Source organism: Serinicoccus profundi, from assembly GCF_008001015.1.
GTDB lineage: Bacteria > Actinomycetota > Actinomycetes > Actinomycetales > Dermatophilaceae > Ornithinicoccus > Ornithinicoccus profundi.
Map to the genome: position 1 here is coordinate 833,270 of NZ_CP042862.1, position 15,531 is coordinate 848,800.

Annotated in this window: 15 protein-coding genes and 3 tRNA genes; 10 read left to right on the plus strand and 8 right to left on the minus strand. The window is 71.9% G+C overall.

Going from position 1 to position 15,531, the window contains the following annotated elements:
- Window positions 1-10 precede the first annotated feature (10 nt).
- The 5 genes from rph (at window position 11) to FA582_RS03935 (ending at window position 3,798) form a co-directional block, all read left to right on the plus strand.
- Complete coding sequence (rph, locus tag FA582_RS03915) at window positions 11-805, plus strand: ribonuclease PH (RefSeq protein WP_147899738.1); 795 nt, start codon at window positions 11-13, stop codon at window positions 803-805.
- Entirely contained in the window at window positions 799-1,485 is a 687-nt protein-coding gene (locus tag FA582_RS03920; protein ID WP_010148935.1) for a non-canonical purine NTP pyrophosphatase, read from the plus strand. The genes rph and FA582_RS03920 overlap by 7 nt, the downstream gene beginning before the upstream one ends.
- Before the next feature lie 112 nt (window positions 1,486-1,597).
- Window positions 1,598-2,698, plus strand: coding sequence for a threonine synthase (thrC, locus tag FA582_RS03925; protein WP_010148934.1), 1,101 nt, complete (start codon window positions 1,598-1,600; stop codon window positions 2,696-2,698).
- Window positions 2,698-3,657 (plus strand): homoserine kinase, encoded by a 960-nt coding sequence (locus FA582_RS03930; RefSeq protein WP_010148933.1) that lies wholly within the window; start codon window positions 2,698-2,700, stop codon window positions 3,655-3,657. The genes thrC and FA582_RS03930 overlap by 1 nt, the downstream gene beginning before the upstream one ends.
- A gap of 56 nt (window positions 3,658-3,713) precedes the next feature.
- Window positions 3,714-3,798, plus strand: a tRNA-Leu gene (locus tag FA582_RS03935).
- A 6-nt stretch (window positions 3,799-3,804) separates the two neighbouring features.
- Here FA582_RS03935 and bcp read toward each other — a convergent pair.
- Complete coding sequence (bcp, locus tag FA582_RS03940; protein ID WP_010148932.1) at window positions 3,805-4,281, minus strand: thioredoxin-dependent thiol peroxidase; 477 nt, start codon at window positions 4,279-4,281, stop codon at window positions 3,805-3,807.
- Window positions 4,282-4,370: 89 nt separating this feature from the next.
- Between bcp and FA582_RS03945 the strand changes: the two genes are divergently transcribed.
- Window positions 4,371-4,649 (plus strand): DUF3618 domain-containing protein, encoded by a 279-nt coding sequence (locus FA582_RS03945; RefSeq protein ID WP_010148931.1) that lies wholly within the window; start codon window positions 4,371-4,373, stop codon window positions 4,647-4,649.
- 19 nt (window positions 4,650-4,668) lie between these two features.
- On the opposite strand, the gene FA582_RS03950 is transcribed toward FA582_RS03945, so the two are convergent.
- From FA582_RS03950 to tdh, 4 genes are all read right to left on the minus strand, one after another.
- The gene (locus tag FA582_RS03950; RefSeq protein WP_010148929.1) at window positions 4,669-6,753 is read right to left on the minus strand and encodes a heavy metal translocating P-type ATPase; all 2,085 of its coding nucleotides are present in this window, start codon (window positions 6,751-6,753) and stop codon (window positions 4,669-4,671) included.
- 67 nt (window positions 6,754-6,820) lie between these two features.
- The gene (locus FA582_RS03955; protein ID WP_010148928.1) at window positions 6,821-7,003 is read right to left on the minus strand and encodes a hypothetical protein; all 183 of its coding nucleotides are present in this window, start codon (window positions 7,001-7,003) and stop codon (window positions 6,821-6,823) included.
- 253 nt (window positions 7,004-7,256) lie between these two features.
- Window positions 7,257-8,450 carry a glycine C-acetyltransferase gene (locus FA582_RS03960; protein ID WP_010148927.1) on the minus strand — a complete coding sequence of 398 codons (1,194 nt, stop codon included), beginning with the start codon at window positions 8,448-8,450 and terminating at the stop codon, window positions 7,257-7,259.
- A gap of 9 nt (window positions 8,451-8,459) precedes the next feature.
- A complete protein-coding gene (gene tdh / locus FA582_RS03965; protein WP_010148926.1) occupies window positions 8,460-9,512 on the minus strand; it encodes an L-threonine 3-dehydrogenase in 1,053 nt (350 codons plus the stop codon).
- A gap of 61 nt (window positions 9,513-9,573) precedes the next feature.
- Here tdh and FA582_RS03970 point away from each other — a divergent pair, with 61 nt between their 5' ends.
- The 4 genes from FA582_RS03970 (at window position 9,574) to FA582_RS03985 (ending at window position 12,124) form a co-directional block, all read left to right on the plus strand.
- The gene (locus FA582_RS03970; protein WP_010148925.1) at window positions 9,574-10,620 is read left to right on the plus strand and encodes an NUDIX domain-containing protein; all 1,047 of its coding nucleotides are present in this window, start codon (window positions 9,574-9,576) and stop codon (window positions 10,618-10,620) included.
- 47 nt (window positions 10,621-10,667) lie between these two features.
- Window positions 10,668-10,743: transfer RNA gene (locus FA582_RS03975), tRNA-Lys, on the plus strand.
- A 105-nt stretch (window positions 10,744-10,848) separates the two neighbouring features.
- Window positions 10,849-11,964 (plus strand): YihY/virulence factor BrkB family protein, encoded by a 1,116-nt coding sequence (locus FA582_RS03980; RefSeq protein ID WP_010148924.1) that lies wholly within the window; start codon window positions 10,849-10,851, stop codon window positions 11,962-11,964.
- An 84-nt stretch (window positions 11,965-12,048) separates the two neighbouring features.
- Window positions 12,049-12,124: transfer RNA gene (locus FA582_RS03985), tRNA-His, on the plus strand.
- Window positions 12,125-12,179: 55 nt separating this feature from the next.
- On the opposite strand, the gene FA582_RS03990 is transcribed toward FA582_RS03985, so the two are convergent.
- From FA582_RS03990 to FA582_RS04000, 3 genes are all read right to left on the minus strand, one after another.
- The gene (locus FA582_RS03990; protein WP_010148923.1) at window positions 12,180-12,353 is read right to left on the minus strand and encodes a helix-turn-helix domain-containing protein; all 174 of its coding nucleotides are present in this window, start codon (window positions 12,351-12,353) and stop codon (window positions 12,180-12,182) included.
- 65 nt (window positions 12,354-12,418) lie between these two features.
- Window positions 12,419-13,363: an SGNH/GDSL hydrolase family protein gene (locus FA582_RS03995; RefSeq protein ID WP_158640853.1), complete on the minus strand. Its 945-nt coding sequence runs from the start codon at window positions 13,361-13,363 to the stop codon at window positions 12,419-12,421.
- Between the two features lie 216 nt (window positions 13,364-13,579).
- A complete protein-coding gene (locus FA582_RS04000; RefSeq protein WP_010148920.1) occupies window positions 13,580-15,142 on the minus strand; it encodes an SGNH/GDSL hydrolase family protein in 1,563 nt (520 codons plus the stop codon).
- Window positions 15,143-15,531 lie beyond the last annotated feature (389 nt).

Genomic DNA, 15,531 nt, shown 5'->3' on the forward strand with positions numbered 1-15,531 from the left:
CCCTGGGCGCATGACGTCACGCCACGACGGCCGCAGCGCCGACCAGCTCCGTGAGATCCGCATCACCCGCAACTGGCTCGACCACGCCGAGGGCAGCGTGCTCGTGGAGTTCGGCAGGACCCGGGTGCTGTGCGCCGCGTCCTTCACCGGCGGGGTGCCCCGCTGGCGCAAGGGCAGCGGCAAGGGCTGGACGACCGCCGAGTACGCCATGCTGCCGCGCTCCACGCACACCCGCTCGGACCGGGAGTCGGTCAAGGGTCGGCTGGGGGGCCGCACCCACGAGATCAGCCGGCTCATCGGCCGTTCCCTGCGCGCGGTCGTCGACCTGGATGCGTTGGGGGAGAACACCATCCACCTCGACTGCGACGTGCTGCAGGCCGACGGCGGCACCCGCACCGCTGCCATCACCGGGGCCTACGTCGCGCTCGTCGACGCCGTCGAGACCGCCCGCGCCAAGGGCCTCATCGCCAAGAAGGCCGAGCCGATCACCGGCTCGGTCGCCGCGGTGAGCGTCGGGGTCGTCGACGGCGAGCCCGTGCTCGACCTCGACTACCCCGAGGACTCCACCGCGGAGACCGACATGAATGTCGTCATGACCGGCGACGGCCGCTTCGTCGAGGTGCAGGGCACCGCCGAGGGCACGCCCTTCGACCGCGAGCTGCTGGACGCGCTCCTCGACCTCGCCGCCGAGGGCTGCGCCGAGCTCACCGCACGCCAGGCCGCCGCCTTCGGGGCCGACGACATGGGCGGCACCGACAGTCACGAGGCCGGCGCCGACGTCGACCAGGGGCCGCCCACGTGGTGAGCGCGCGGCGGATCGTCCTGGCGACCCGCAACCCGGGCAAGGTGGGTGAGCTGCGCGACATCCTCGCCGACGTCCTCGACCGCAGCGGCCTCGAGCTCGTCGGTCTCGACGCCTTCCCCGAGCTCGACGACGTCGTCGAGTCGGGCGTGACCTTCGCCCAGAACGCCCTGCTCAAGGCCCGGTATGCCGCAGCCGCCACCGGGCTGCCGGCGCTCGCCGACGACTCGGGGCTTGCCGTCGACGTCCTGCACGGGGCCCCGGGGATCTTCTCGGCCCGCTGGTCGGGTCCGCTCGGTGAGGCCACCGGCCGGACCAAGGACGAGGCCAACAACGACCTGCTGCTGGCCCAGCTCGCCGACGTGCCCGACGAGCACCGGGGAGCCGAGTTCGTCTGTGCCGCAGCGCTCGTGCTGCCGGACGCCCGCACCCCCGACGCGGTCGTCGCGGCCGGAGGGACGGCCCCGCAGCTCGCGGGCAGCGAGTGGGTGCGCGAGGGTCGCTGCCGGGGAGTCCTGGCTCGGGAGCCGCGGGGCACCAACGGCTTCGGCTACGACCCGCTTCTCGTCCGCCCCGACGGGCGCACCCTCGCCGAGCACACCAGCGAGGAGAAGCACGCGATCTCCCACCGCGGCGAGGCCTTCCGGGTCCTGGCCGTCGACGTCGAGAACCTCCTCGGCTGACGCACGCCCGGTCCCTGGCCCGCAGAGCCGACCACGCGATGCGAGCAGGGGCGCGCCCACCCCATACCCTGGTCCCCTGACCCGTGGTCAAGCACGAAGGAACCGAAACCCCATGGCCCACCAGTGGCGCGGCGTGATCGCCGAGTATGCCGACCGTCTCCCCGCGACGATCACCGAGCAGGTGGTCACGCTGCGCGAGGGCGGGACGCCGCTCATCCCCGCCGAGCACCTCAGCGAGCTCGTCGGGGCCCAGGTGCACGTGAAGTACGAGGGGCTCAACCCGACCGGCTCGTTCAAGGACCGGGGCATGACGGCCGCCATCAGCGACGCCGCCCGGCAGGGCGCCAAGGCCGTCATCTGCGCCTCGACCGGCAACACGAGCGCGAGCGCCGCGGCCTATGCGACCAAGGCCGGGATGGAGTGCGGGGTGCTCGTCCCGGACGGCAAGATCGCCATGGGCAAGCTCAGCCAGGCCATCGCCGGCGGCGCGACGCTCATCCAGGTGCAGGGCAACTTCGACGACTGCCTCACCCTCGCGCGCAAGCTCGCCGAGTCCTACCCCGTCGAACTCGTCAACTCGGTCAACCCGGCCCGCATCGAGGGCCAGAAGACCGCGGCCTTCGAGGTCGTCGACGCCCTGGGCGACGCCCCCGACATCCACTGCCTGCCCGTCGGCAACGCGGGCAACATCACCGCCTACTGGAAGGGCTACGGGGAGTATGCCGACGCGAGCCTCGCCGCCCCCGGTGCGGGCGGGCTCGCCCCGGCCACCCACCGACCGCAGATGTGGGGCTTCCAGGCCGCGGGCGCCGCGCCGATCGTCAAGGGCCACCCGGTGGACGACCCGGAGACCATCGCCACCGCGATCCGGATCGGCAACCCGGCCTCCTGGGCGCAGGCGGAGGCCGCGCGCGAGGAGTCCGGCGGCGTCATCGAGGCGGTGACCGACGAGGAGATCCTCGCCGCGCACCGGCTGCTGTCCTCGCGCGAGGGGATCTTCGTCGAGCCCGCGTCGGCCGCCTCGGTCGCCGGCCTGCTCAAGCGGCACGCCGCGGGCCACGTGCCGGCCGGAGCCACGATCGTCTGCACGGTCACCGGCCACGGGCTCAAGGACCCGCAGTGGGCGCTCAAGGGCGCCGACGGCAGCGATGTCGACCCGGTGCGGGTCTCGGTCGACGTGGTGAGCGTCGCCGACGCTCTCGGGCTGGAGTGATGGGCGCGCTGACCCCGGGCGCGGTCGTCCGGGTGCGGGTGCCCGCGAGCAGCGCCAACCTCGGCCCCGGCTTCGACAGCATCGCGCTCGCGCTCGGGCTGTGGGACGAGTATGCCGTCGAGGTGCTCCCCGAGGCCGGTGCACTGGAGGTGGTGCTCGCCGGCGAGGGGGTGGGCGAGGTGCCGACCGACGGTCGCCACCTCGTGGCGGCCCGCCTGCGCGAGGCGCTGGAGGCGTGCGGCCTGGGCTGGCTGGACGGCTACGGCCTGCGGCTGACCTGCGCCAACACCATCCCCATGTCGGCGGGGCTGGGCAGCTCGGCGGCGGCCATCGTGGGCGGGCTCGGTCTCGGCTTCGCCCTCGTCCGCGAGGGGGCCCTCACCGAGGCCGACCGCGGGCTGGTCAACACCCATGCCGGGGTCGCCGAGGGCCATCCCGACAACTCCTCGGCGTCGGTCTACGGCGGGCTCACCGTCTCCTGGATGCCGAGCGCCCAGGTCGTCCGCACCGCCCGCCCCGCGCTGCACGGCGACGTCGTGCCGGTCGTCCTCGTGCCCACGGGCCAGCGGCTGGACACCGCGACCGCCCGGGCCGTGCTCGGCCCCTCGGTGCCGCGCCCGGACGCCGCGCGGCAGGCCGGACGCGCGGCCCTGCTCGTGCACGCGCTCACCAGCGAGCCGGCCCTGCTCCTCGACGCCACCAGCGACTGGTTGCACCAGGAGCAGCGCCGCGGGGCCTATCCCGTGACCATGGGCGCGGTCGACACCCTGCGCGGCCTCGGGCACGCTGCGGTCGTCTCCGGAGCCGGCCCGACCGTGCTCTGCCTCACGACGGCCGACCTCGCCGACACCGTGCTCGCCGAGGCCCGCTCCTGGGGACGCGGCTGGCGGGTCCTCACCCCCGGCATACCGGAGCGTGGACTGCACGTCGTCCCGCCCGCGGGCGACGACACCCCCTGAGCCGACCAGGCAGCGGTGACGTGGCCGGTGGTGGGGGTCGCTAGGCTGGCAGGCGCGCGCTCGTGGTGGAACTGGTAGACACGCAGGATTTAGGTTCCTGTGCCTCGCGGTGTGCGGGTTCGAGTCCCGCCGAGCGCACCAGAGGCCTCAGGCGGGCAGCTCCACCCCGAGCTGCTTGGCCAGCGAGGCGACGTGGCCCTTGGCCCGCACGTTGTACTTCGCCACCTCGATGACGCCCGCCTCGTCGATGACGAAGGTGGAGCGGATGACGCCGACGACGGTCTTGCCGTAGTTCTTCTTCTCGCCGTACGCGCCGTAGGCGGTGAGCATGCTCTTATCCTCGTCGGAGACGAGCGGGAAGGTCAGCCCCTCCTTCTCCACGAACCTCGCGAGCTTCTCGACCGGGTCCGGGGAGACGCCGACGACGGCATACCCCTCGCGGGTGAAGATCGCCTCGTTGTCGCGGAAGTCGCACGCCTGGGTGGTGCAGCCCGGCGTCATGGCGGCGGGGTAGACGTAGAGGATCACCTTGCGCCCGGCGAGGTCGGCGAGGCTCAGCCGGGAGCCGTCGGCGGTGGGCAGGGACCAGGTGGGGGCCGGCTGACCGGGCTCGAGGCGCGACATCGGAGGCCTTTCGACGTGAGGAGGAGGCGGGCTCTGCGTTATCGTCTCAGACAGTACTTTCGTCCCCGGACCCCAAGGATCACCAGCCCATGGCCAACAAGCAGCCTGCCCGCTCCGTCAAGGAGATCGAGGCCGACATCGCGGCGACCCGGAGCCGCCTCGCGCGCACGGTCGACGAGCTCACCTACCGGGTCAGCCCCGACACGATCAAGGCCAACGCCATCGCCTCGATGAAGGCCAAGGTGAACGACACGGCCCTCGACGCCGACGGCAACCCGCGCTACGACCGCCTCGCGACCGCGCTCGGTGGCGTCGCCGCGGTGGCGCTCACCCTCGGCGGCCTGCGCCGCGTCTTCAACCGCAGCTGAGACGAAGTCGCCGGGGAGGTCAGGATCCGCGCACGCGCCGGGCGCTGGCCTCCGGGCTGAGGTCGAGACGGCGCAAGAGCTGGGCGTTGAGCGCGACCACCACGGTCGAGGCCGACATGAGGATCGCGCCGACGCTCATCGGGAGCACGAAGCCCACCGGCGCCAGCACGCCCGCCGCGAGCGGGACGGCGAGCAGGTTGTAGCCCGCCGCCCACCAGAGGTTCTGCTGCATGGTGCGGTAGCTCGCGCGCGACAGGTCGATGACCGAGAGCACCGAGCGCGGGTCGGAGCTGGCGAGCACGACCCCGGCGGAGCCGATGGCGACATCGGTGCCGGCGCCGATCGCGAGGCCGACGTCGGCCTGCGCCAGGGCCGGGGCGTCGTTGACGCCGTCGCCGACCATCGCGACCGAGCGGCCCTCCCGCTGCAGCTCGGCGACCTTGGCCGCCTTGTCCTCCGGGCGCACGCCGGCGAAGACGCGGTCGACCCCCAGCTCCCGCGCGACGGAGTCCGCGACCGCCTGCGCGTCGCCGGTGATCATGACGACCTCGACGTCGGCGGCGTGAAGGGCCTCGACCGCCTCCCGTGACTCGGGGCGTATGCCGTCGGCCAGCCGCAGCGCCCCGATCACCTGCCCGTCGACGACGGTGTGCAGGATGATCGCGCCGTCCGCGCGCCAGTCGCCCACCACGTCGAGCTCGGCCAGCCCCTGCTCCTGGAGCAACGCCGGGCCGCCGACCTGGACCCTCGCCCCCTCGACGGTGGCGCTGACCCCCACGGCGGGGGAGGAGGTGAAGTCGGCGGCCCGGGGCACGTCGAGGTCGCGTCCCTCGGCCGCGCGGAGGATGGCGCGGGCCAGCGGGTGCTCGCTGTCGGCCTCGGCCGCCGCCGCCAGCCGGAGCACGTCCTGCTCGCCCCGACCGCCGACCGGCGCGACGGCGGTGACGACCGGCTCGCCCTCGGTGAGCGTGCCCGTCTTGTCGAAGAGCACGGTGTCGATGTCGCGCATCGCCTCCAGGGCCAGGCGGTCGGTGACCAGCACCCCGCCCTTGGCGGCGCGTTCGGTCGCGATCGAGACGACGAGCGGGATCGCCAGACCCAGGGCGTGGGGGCAGGCGATGACGAGCACGGTGATGGCGCGCACGACGGCCGACTCGGGCATCCCGAGGACCGACCAGGCGATCGCGGTGATGACGGCCGTGCCGAGGGCGAACCAGAACAACCATCCCGCCGCGCGGTCGGCGAGCCGCTGCGTCCGCGTCGAGGACGCCTGGGCGTCGGCGACCAGCCGTTGGATGCCGGCGAGCGTGGTCTCGTCGCCGGTCGCGGTGACCTCGACGCGCAGGCCGGAGTCGGTCGCGACGGTCCCCGCCACGACGGCGTCACCGTGCTCGCGGCGGACGGGCGTGGACTCCCCGGTGACCATGGACTCGTCCATGCTGGCCGACCCGTCGACGATCCGGCCGTCGGCGGGCACCGAGGCGCCGGGCCGGACCACGACCACGTCGCCCACCCGCAGGTCCGCGGGGGAGACGGTGACCGTCGTGTCGCCCTCGACCCGCTCCGCCTCATCCGGGAGCAGGGCGGCCAGGCTGTCCAGTGCAGAGCTCGTAGCGGCCAGTGAGCGCATCTCGATCCAGTGGCCCAGCAGCATGATGACGATGAGCAGCGCCAGCTCCCACCAGAAGTCGAGCCGGTGGTCGAGCAGGCCCGTCGTCGCTCCCCACGAGGCGAGGAAGGCGACGGTGATCGCCATACCGATGAGCAGCATCATGCCCGGCTGGCGGCTGCGGATCTCCGACATCGCGCCAGTGAGGAACGGTCGCCCTCCCCAGACGTACATCACTGTGCCGAGGACGGGCGCCACCCAGGTCAGACCCGGGAGGTCGGGCAGGGAGTAGCCGAGCAGGTCGGCGAACATCCCGCTGGTCAGCACGGTCGGCACGGCCAGGACGAGCATGATCCAGAAGAGGCGGCGGAACTGCGCCACGTGGTCGCCGTGCCCGCCGTGGCCGGCGTGCTCGGCGTGCTCCTCGCCGTGCGCGGGGGCCCGGTCGTGCGTCGGGGCGGGATGCTGGTCGTGCGGGTGTCGAGCGTGGTCCATGGCCCCACTATATACCCCTATGGGGTATGCGCGCGACCCGGTCGGGGGAAGGACGACAACAGGGTGATCAGGCGGCGCTGCCGCTCACGGTGACGACGCGGCGCGGGCTGGTGACGTGCCCGGGGACCACGAGACCGAAGCCCCTGGCGTACTCCAGGCGGGGTGAGACGTAGGCGGTGTCTCCCGCGCGGAAGCCGGACGTGCCCCGGGGAAGCACAGCCCGGACGGTGACCTCGCCACTGCGCAGCACGACCGCCTGCTGTCCGCTCTCGCGAGGCTATCGACTCACCGCGCCGGCCGGGGAGGATCGGTGCACGCGCGCCCATCCTCACCGGGGGAGGCCCTCCGGGCGGGGAGGATCGGTGCACGTGCACGGATACTCCCCGGGATTCGGGTCGTGGGCGAGGGGGATCGCTGCGCGTGCACCGATCCTCACCGCAGGCGTCAGGGTATGCCGTCTCGACCGGTCGACCGTGAGTCGCCGGGGTGGAAGGTGCGTCAGCTCAGCCGACCGCGTCGCGGGCGGCGACGAAGGCCTCGACGCACGCCCGGACGTCGTCCTCGGAGTGCGAGGCCGACAGCTGGACCCGGATCCGGGCCTGGCCCTTGGGCACGACGGGGTAGGAGAAGGCGATGACGTAGACGCCCCGCTCGAGCATGGCGTCGGCCATCTGGCTCGCCCGCCGCGCGCCGTCGTCGCCGGGGAACATCACCGGCACGATGGCGTGCTCGCCGGGGAGCAGCTCGAAGCCGGCCTCGGTCATGAGCGACCGGAAGAGCTCGGCGTTGCGCCGCAGCTGGGCGCGCGGCTCGTCGGAGTCGCGGGCGATCTCCAGGGCCTTGAGCGACCCGGCGACCACGGACGGGGCGACGGCGTTGGAGAAGAGGTAGGGGCGGGCGCGCTGCTTGAGCAAGTCGACGATCTCGCGGTGCGCCGCGACATACCCTCCACTGCCCCCACCGAGCGCCTTGCCGAGCGTGCCGGTCATGACATCGACCCGGTCGAGCACGCCGCACGCCTCGTGCGAGCCGCGGCCGCCCTCGCCGACGAAGCCGGTCGCGTGGCTGTCGTCGACCATGACCATCGCGCCGAACTCCTCGGCCAGGCCGCAGATCTGCTCCAGCGGCGCGAGGTAGCCGTCCATCGAGAACGCCCCGTCGGTGACGACGAGCACCCGCCGCGCCCCGGCGTCGCGGGCCGCCTCGAGCTGCACCCGCAGGTCGTCCATGTCGCGGTTGGCGTAGCGGAAGCGCTTGGCCTTGCTCAGCCGCACCCCGTCGATGATCGAGGCGTGGTTGAGCTGGTCGGAGATGATCGCGTCCTCCGGCCCGCAGATCACCTCGAAGATCCCGCCGTTGGCGTCGAAGCAGGAGGGGAACAGGATCGAGTCCTCCATCCCGACGAAGTCGGCGATCGCGCGCTCGAGGTCACGGTGCTGGGTCTGGGTGCCGCAGATGAAGCGGACCGAGGCCATCCCGAAGCCCCACTCGTCCAGTGCCTCGTGGGCCGCCGCGACGACGTCGGGGTGGTCGGCGAGGCCGAGGTAGTTGTTGGCGCAGAAGTTCAGCGCCTCACCCGCCGTGGTCGCGATGTGCGCGCTCTGCGGCGTCGTGATCTGCCGCTCGGTCTTGGTGAGCCCGTCGGCCTCGATCTGCGCCAGCTCGTCCGTCAGCTGGTCCCTCACGTCTGCATACATGTCTGCTCCTCAGCTCCAGTCCATGACGACCTTGCCACCCTCGCCCGAGCGGGCGGCCGCGAAGGCGTCCTGCCACTGCTCGGCGGGGAAGCGATGGGTGATGACCGACCGGATGCGGTCGCGCAGGACCTCGGAGGTCTGCAGCATGGCGGTCATCTTGTACCACGTCTCGTACATCTCACGGCCGTAGATCCCCTTGAGCGTGATCATGTGCGTGATCACCTTGCCCCAGTCGATCGCGAAGGGCTCGGCCGGCAGCCCCAGCATCGCCACCCGCGCGCCGTGGGTGCAGTTGTCGATGAGCTCGGCCATGGCCTGCGGGTTGCCGGACATCTCCAGCACGAGGTCGAATCCCTCGCTCATCCCGAGCCGCTCCTGCGCGCTCGCGATCCGCTCCCGGGCGACGTTGATGCCCAGGTCGGCCCCGGCGGCCAGCGCGAGCTCGAGCCGGGCGTCGACAACGTCGGTGGCGACGACGTACCGTGCGCCGGCGTGCCGGGCGATCGCGGTCGCCATCACACCGATGGGGCCGGAGCCGGTGATGAGGACGTCCTCACCCTCGAGCGGGAAGGAGAGCGCGGTGTGCACGGCGTTGCCGAGCGGGTCGAAGACGGCGCCGAGGTCGGGGTCGATGATCTCCGGCTGCACCCAGACGTTGGTGTGCGGCACGACGACGTAATCGGCGAAGCAGCCGTCGCGGTTGACGCCGAGGTTGGAGGTCCGCACGCACATGTGGCGGCGTCCGGCGCGGCAGTTGCGGCAGGTGCCGCAGACGACGTGCCCCTCGACGGAGCAGCGCTGCCCGACGGCCAGGCCGTAGTCGTCGTCGGTCGGCACCCCCTGGCCGAGCTCGACGATCTCGCCGTAGAACTCGTGCCCCACCACGAGCGGCGGCTCGAGCATCGAGGCGGCCCAGTCGTCCCAGGCCGCGATGTGCAGGTCGGTGCCGCACAGCCCGGCGCGCAGCACGCGGATCTTGACCTCGCCCCAGCCGGGGGTCGGCTCGGGGACATCGGTGAGCTCGAGGCCAGGCCCGGCGCTGGGCTTGATCAGGGCGCGCATGGGTCCATCCTGACGTATCCGTCAGGCACGCCCGCGGGTGGGCAGCGCATAGGGTGGCGCGGTGGACGTGCGGACGCGGGTGGGGTGCTATGCCTGGATCGAGCGGGACGGGGCGGTGCTGCTCAGTCGGTGGCGGGGGCTGACCACGCCCGACGGGCGGGTGGCGCGGCCGGCGTGGACGCTGGTCGGCGGGGGCATCGAGCCGGGGGAGACCCCGGAGCAGGCCGCGGTGCGAGAGGTGGCCGAGGAGAGCGGGTATGCCGTGCGCCTGGGTGACGTCCTCGTCACCGACGCCTGGAGCGGGCTGGACGACCGTGACCTCACCGGGCACGAGGCCTGGCAGGCGGTGCAGATCGTCTTCACTGGCGAGGTGGTGGGCGGCGAGCTGACGGTCGAGGTCGACGGGAGCAGCGACGACGTGCGCTGGGTGCCGCTGGAGGACCTGCCCGACCTGCGGTGCGTCACCATCGTCGACAGGGCCTGGCGGGCGGCCGGTGGGCCGGGGCTGCCGTCGTCCTCGCTGTCGTTCGGGCCGGTGGACGAGCAGGCCCTCGGGCGCCTGGTGGAGGCCACGGACGGCGCCGCGCCCCGCTGCGGCGACGTGCGGGTGGTGGCCGTGGACGGGCCGAGCGGGTCCGGCAAGACGGTCATCGCCCGCGCCCTGGCCGCCGACCTCGGGGCGCCGCTGGTGCAGATGGACGACCTCTACCCCGGCTGGGACGGCCTCGCGGCGAGCCCCGCCCTCCTGGCCCAGCAGGTGCTGGAGCCCCTCGCGAGGGGTGAGCGGGCGGCATACCGCCGCTGGGACTGGCACGCCGACGACTGGGCGACCGAGCCGGTCGAGGTGGCCGTGGAGCCCGGCGGGGTGCTCGTCGTCGAGGGGTGCGGCAGCAGCATCGGGCCGGCGGGCGAGCACGCCGCCGTGCGCGTGTGGGTGGATGCCGAGCCGGGGCTGCGCATGCGGCGCGGGGTCGCGCGGGACGGCGAGGCATACCGGCCGCACTGGGAGCGCTGGGCGGCGCAGGAGGAGCAGGTCTTCGGCGCCGACCACACCCGCGAGCGCGCCGACCTTGTCATCGACACCACGCCCGCCCAGGTGTCGCGCTGACGATTTCATCGGCAGCCGGACCCGGTGGTAAAGTTCTCTGCTGTTGCGCGCCTATAGCTCAATTGGCAGAGCAGCTGACTCTTAATCAGCGGGTTCGGGGTTCGAGTCCCTGTGGGCGCACCATCACGAAGAGCGTCTCGGCATCGCGCCGAGGCGCTCTTCGCATCTCCCGAGGTATGCCGTCCGCTCCGTCCGGACGCGGGCCTGCCTGCGTGCCAGACTGACCGAGTGAGTACGGAGACCCGCGAGACCAGGGCGCGCGCCAAGACCGCCGACGACTTCGAGCAGGCCGAGGGCCGGGCTCCGGACGGGCCGACCGACCTGGGCAAGACCGACTGGAAGGCCGTCCTCAAGCGGACGATGGCGGAGTTCGGCACCGACGGGGGATCGGACCTCGCGGCCGCGATGACCTACTACGCGCTGATGTCGATCGCCCCGATGCTGCTGGCGCTGTCCACGATCCTCGGCCTGGTGGGTCAGGACGGCGCGACGGAGACGACGATCAACGACCTGGGCGGGCAGCTGGGCGTCGACGACGACACCTTGACCACGGTCAACGACTACATCGCGAGCATGGGCAGTGCGGACGGCTCGGGCATCCTGCTCGTCGTCGGTCTGCTCGGTGCGCTGTGGTCGGCCTCCAACTACGTCAACGCCTTCAGCCGGATGATGAACACCGTCTACGAGGTCGAGGAGGGGCGCCCTGTCTGGAAGCTGCGCCCGTGGCTCCTGGGGCTGACGGTGCTCTGCCTGCTCATGCTCATGACGATCGTGCTCGCGGTGAGCCTGTCCGGGTCGCTCTCCGAGGCGGTCTTCGGCGTCGTGGGTCTGTCGGACCAGGCGACGATGATCTGGAACATCGCCAAGTGGCCGGTGATCCTGATCATCCTCATCGGCATCATCGCGGTGCTCTACTGGGGCACGCCCAACGTCCGCCAGCCTTCCTTCCGTTGGCTCTCGCCCGGTGCGGCGATCGCTGTGGTGGTGTCCTGCCTCGCGGCGGCCGGCTTCGGCATCTACGTCGCCAACTTCGGCAACTACAACGCGACGTACGGCGCGCTGGGTGCTGTCGTCGTCCTGCTCCTGATGATCTTCATCATCAACAACATCCTCGTGCTGGGAGCCGAGCTGGACGCCGAGCTGGAGCGGGCCCGGGAGCTGGCTGCGGGCATGGCCGCGGAGGAGACGATCCTGCTGCCACCGCGCGATGCCAAGGGCACGGCGAAGAAGCTGGAGAAGGAGACGGAGATGGTGCGCGAGGCCCGCGCCCTGCGGATGCAGGCGGCGGGGCGTCGGCGCGCCGCGGGGGAGACCGTGGGCCTCGAAGGTCGCGGCAGGGACTGACGCTCGTCGGTTTCGGCGCACCGGCTCGAAGGGGCTAGGATGGTCCGCGTTGCCTGCGGCGGTCCTGACCGCCCGGACAGCATGGTGGGCGTAGCTCAGCAGGTAGAGCATCGCGTTGTGGTCGCGAGGGTCGCGGGTTCAAACCCCGTCGCTCACCCCAGGGTGGCCTCGGCATTCGTGCCGGGGCCACCTTCATTTACCCACCGTCTGACCAGTCAGCGCTTGACCCGTGAGGCCCCGCGGCCCCGCCTGGGTGCGCCCGCGCGCTCCAAGATGTTGCGGACGGCGCCGTGGCTGCGGCCGGTGATCTCGGTGAGCTCACGCAGGGATCGGCCGGCCAGGTACTCGCGCACAAGGAACGTCTTGACGTCCTTAGGGAGGTAGTGCACGGGCCGTGTCCATCCGCGCGAGCTCGGGGTCGGGCTCGTGGGTGGGGGCTGGGTGGGGCGGTAGGTCAGGCGGGGGTCGGCACCAGGGCTCGGGTGATGGCCGTCTGCATCGACCTGTACCCGGAGGCGTTGAGGTGCACGCCGTCGCCGCAGTCGAATCCGGGCGAGATGTCCTCGTCGTTCCTACTCACCGGCGGGACCATGTCGCACAGGTCGCGCGCTTCGTCCGGGGTGGTCTTGAGCCAGGCGTTGTAGGCGCGGCGGGTGTCCTCCGTGGCGCCGCTGAGCCGAGACCTCGGCAGGAGAGTCGTCGACGCGATCACCGGGGACACGTATTCGGTGAGGATCTGCATGGTGGTCGCGCGCCGCTCCTGCATCTGATCCAAGGACGCGCCTGCGAAGACGTCGTTGGAGCCCATCGCGTGAAACGCGGCGTCGGGGCGGGAAAGGTGCTGCCACCTCGCCCATTTGTGGGCGAAGGGGTTGGACCAGCCAGCCATCGTGTCGCCCGACGCCGTGTAGTGCACCGGGAGTGCACCGATGCGGCGGCAGTAGATCGACAGCCACGACTCGAAGACCGGCAGGGATGCCCCGACCCCGGAGGCCAGGGAGTCGCCGAAGACCGCGAGGACGGGCACGTCGGGCTCGATCTCGGCCTCGATCCACGCGTCCAGGGGCAGCGACACGACCCGGGTGAGGGTCGCGGACTGCGACGACACCGATGACGCCGACCAGCCACCGCCGACGACCCGCCTGGTGATGCCCGTGGTGCTGAACGAGTAGGAGATCGCGTACTCGACACCGGCCTCGATCGGGGTCCGTTGCCACCGGGTGACGGTCCCCGTCGTCCGGTCCGAAGCGATCAGGGCCGGGGTCGCCGTGAACGCGCCCGAGGTGGCGGGCCCGAAGTAGACCTGCGGAAGGGAGACGCCTGATCCGATGACGCCGAAGCGCGGGTTGTTGTTGCGGAAGTGGATGCGCCAGCGGTTGATGCGAATGCCGAACCTCACTGGCATCCGCATGATGCCGGAGGTCGCGCCGGCGGCGTCCGAACCCCCCACGGTGAGAGCCAGAGGCACCCTACGGGGACCGACAGAGGACTGCGATGGTGCGGCGGTAGGCGCGTCAGGCATAGCGCCTGCGTCGAGCCGAGTCCATCCGGCTCAGGGTACAGGCCGACCATGCCCCATCCACAGCTGAGGCGCCAGGTGCGGATGCGCTGGGGGTCAGCGGATGGCGGATGCCAGCGCGGCGGTGCCCGAGCTCGTGAAGTGGATGCCGTCCGTTGCGACGAGGTCAGCGCGGGGTGCGTTGCCAGCCTCGTTCTCGACGGCGGCGGCCTGGTCCACGATGCCGTCGATGCCTGCGGGGAAGGACCGGAGCCAGTTGTTGAACGCGGCCCGCAGCGTCTCGTTGGCCGTCCCGGTCCATGCCGTGCGCGGGGTCACCGTGGCGACGAGCACGGTCGAGGTCAGACGCTCACGGACGAGCCCGACGAGCGTGGCGAGGTTCGCCTGGAGCGTCTTGAGGTTGGTGCCGGCGTGGATGTCGTTGTTGCCGAGCGCGATGAGCACCCGGTCGGCAGGGCCGTAGTTGGTGACGTCGGTCCACTTCATCGAAGCGGGATCGCCCCAGTTGACGCCGATCCACTCGCTCATCGCGGCACCACCGAAGGCGTGGGTGCGGACGGCCCGGCCCGCGGACCGGTTGGCGATGGCCAGGGGTGCCTCACGGACAGGCAGGGTCGCCGATGACGCCGCGGCGATGGAGTCGCCGATGATGACGTCGACCGGGTCGTCGGTGTCGAGGACCGTCTCGATGCGGATGTCGAACGGGAGCCGCTTCACGGCGGCGCCGGTCGGGCCGCTCGTCAGCTCGGCGTTCATGGGGTTGCCGTTGGTCCACCAGCCGCCGCCCATGCCGAGGTGGACCTCCTGCCCGTTGGTCTGGTAGCCGAGGGACATCATGTAGTCCACGCCGGGGACGAGTTCGCTGGTCACCCAGGGGGAGGTGTAGCCCGCGCCCATGTCGGCCACGGACGCGTCGCGCAGGATGATGCGGAGCCCGGACGGGAAGGTGCCCGAGGGCGTGAAGCTCGACGTGATCGCCCCGGCGGCGTCGTGGTCGGCGGTGCCGACGCAGAGGGTGCGGATGGTCACGCCACCGGCGTAGGCCGTGTTGGTGCGGTAGTTCGCGTTGCGGATGACGACGCGCCACTTGCGGACCCTGGTGGGCACGGTGAACGGGGTGCGGACCGACCGTGACGTATTGGTCTCGGTGAGCATGGCCTGGGGCCGGGTGATCGCCAGCGGCGCCACCTTCTCCCCGGCGATCCGCGCCCACGTCGTCCACAGCCCGTCAGGCCGCAGGCGACGCTCGAAGGTGGACGAGACCTCGCCGCGGGTGACGTAGGTGTCGATGACGCCGGTCCGGGTGAGGAGCCCACCTTCGGCGCTGGGGAGGCCGGTGACGGTGTGAGCGTTCGGGACGTCGTGGCGGCCGGGGCCGACCGTGGTGGCGTTGCCGGTCGCGAGCGGCTCGGCGACGCGGGGGATGTCGTCAGTGCGCAGCCACGGTCCCCATCCGCCCGTGCCGCGGTTGCGACGCCACGTGCCGTACATCCCGTAATCCTGCCACTCCTGCCGAACGGACGTCGCCACCCCTGTCGACAGTTCCGCGACAGTCAGGAAGCCCGAGCTGGCGCCGCCGGGCTTGTTGATGGGGTCGGCGGCGAAGCCGGGGTAGAAACCAGGCTCGACGATGTCGTCCAGGTTGGTGCCCGAAGCCATGAGTGGCCAGTTCCAGCGCGCGATCGCCTCGGCCTCACCGATGGCCGCGTCGACCTCGTCAGCCAGGCCGGGCAGGTCGACCGCGAGAGTATGTGGGTCGATAGTGCCCTGGATCTAGCGAATCTTGGAGCGGGTCGCTGACCAGCGCTTTCCTGGGTTGGTGCTGGCGGGCGGGGTGCTGGGTGAGGAGTTAAACCCCGTCGCTCACCCCGAGGTATGACGAAGGGCCTCGGCATCCGTGCCGGGGCCCTTCGTCGTGCCGACCTCCGCTGACGAGGGCCGGGTCGGCATACCGGGCTCTGCTCGATGGACCTCAGGTCTCCGCGTCACACCCGCACCACACCGCGCAGGAAAACAGGCTGTGCGCGGGAAAATGCACCGCGCAGATC

Bases quoted from the DNA above. Each gene is read 5' to 3' on its own strand.
- FA582_RS03950 (WP_010148929.1), bottom strand. From the start codon at position 6,753: ATGGACCACGCTCGACACCCGCACGACCAGCATCCCGCCCCGACGCAC.
- tdh (WP_010148926.1), bottom strand. From the start codon at position 9,512: ATGCGCGCCCTGATCAAGCCCAGCGCCGGGCCTGGCCTCGAGCTCACC.
- bcp (WP_010148932.1), bottom strand. From the start codon at position 4,281: ATGTCGCGCCTCGAGCCCGGTCAGCCGGCCCCCACCTGGTCCCTGCCC.
- FA582_RS04000 (WP_010148920.1), bottom strand. From the start codon at position 15,142: ATGGCTTCGGGCACCAACCTGGACGACATCGTCGAGCCTGGTTTCTAC.
- FA582_RS03930 (WP_010148933.1), top strand. From the start codon at position 2,698: ATGGGCGCGCTGACCCCGGGCGCGGTCGTCCGGGTGCGGGTGCCCGCG.
- FA582_RS03945 (WP_010148931.1), top strand. From the start codon at position 4,371: ATGGCCAACAAGCAGCCTGCCCGCTCCGTCAAGGAGATCGAGGCCGAC.
- FA582_RS03960 (WP_010148927.1), bottom strand. From the start codon at position 8,450: ATGTATGCAGACGTGAGGGACCAGCTGACGGACGAGCTGGCGCAGATC.
- rph (WP_147899738.1), top strand. From the start codon at position 11: ATGACGTCACGCCACGACGGCCGCAGCGCCGACCAGCTCCGTGAGATC.
- thrC (WP_010148934.1), top strand. From the start codon at position 1,598: ATGGCCCACCAGTGGCGCGGCGTGATCGCCGAGTATGCCGACCGTCTC.